The following is a 1,093-nucleotide window of genomic DNA, read 5'->3' as shown; positions in this document are numbered from 1 at the left end:
AGCGCCACTTAGTAAGGCGTTAGCTGAAACGAGGATTACAATGGATTACTGGATTCACTACTTATTCGCAGAGCACTCTGAAAGTGAACTTAAGGATTGGGCGTCACGATTGCAGTTCTTTCGCTATCGTAGAGCATATGGTGGTCATGCAAACGATGGAGATTCTCTTGATGTTGCTCTCAAGTATGACTCTACGAAAATGCTAGTGGATATACTTAGATATCTGGGCATTGAACCGACCGTTTATTCTGATAAACCAAAGCAACCAACACCTAGCACTAGTTATACTTATGAAGAGTATTGCTCATTCCCATCGTTGATATCTGGAACAAAATGGGTCGAGCAACCTAGTTATTGCAATATAGACGGGATAAAAGTACATATAAGTTGCGAACGAGAAATTATTAAGATATCGCTAAATCATCAAGACAAATATACCGTCACAACTGAGGATATAGAGTGTGCCGAAAAGTTGGAAAGAAAACTGGGTGAATTAAAGCAGCATATAGTAGACCCACCAAGAGATATTAAACATTATGTATGTCCTAAATATTACCCCGACATCTTCAGCTAACAAAGCGTTTAAGGCGGATTCCCAACGCATGGCATTTTTAGTTTGAATCAGCTTTAGTGTTTACGACACAATGGTTTAGGTAGGGTGGTCTGCGTTGCTCACCACTTAACGCGGCGTTATGTGATTGTCTGTAATAACGTATATTCCTAATTATCAGTAGGAATACTCTAAGATAAGACTCTAATCTTTTTAGGGTGTAGTTATGGGTAAGTCTTGGGTTTTAATTGGTGTTGTATTTATTGGATACTATTCTTTCAGTATGTTTAATGACCATATGAATAACGTAGTTCTAGCTTCATCAAATGACCATCTTCAAAAGCTTCACAAGCACGTAATGTGCGATAACAAGCCAGATCTAACGTTTTTTGAGTCTTTAATTTCAACTAAAGCTGGTTGGGCTTTAAGGGAACGAGGCCGCGTTGATTTAGCAATGGAAGTCTCGATGAGTTGTAAGTAATCACATAACAAGTTACTTAAGTGGACGCCTAAACGCTCGGCATTCTCGGCTTGGAGTTTGGT

General features: G+C 39.2%; 1 protein-coding gene. It reads left to right on the top strand.

Annotated elements, in window-relative coordinates:
* Positions 1-574: hypothetical protein (locus ACP45E_RS20225; protein WP_206743909.1), on the top strand; the 574-nt coding region annotated here is incomplete at its 5' end.
* Between the last annotated feature and the right edge of the window lie 519 nt (positions 575-1,093).

The sequence above is a fragment of the Vibrio genomosp. F10 str. 9ZD137 genome, assembly GCF_049974785.1.
Taxonomy (GTDB): domain Bacteria; phylum Pseudomonadota; class Gammaproteobacteria; order Enterobacterales; family Vibrionaceae; genus Vibrio.
This window is presented reverse-complemented; position numbering and strand designations above follow the sequence as displayed.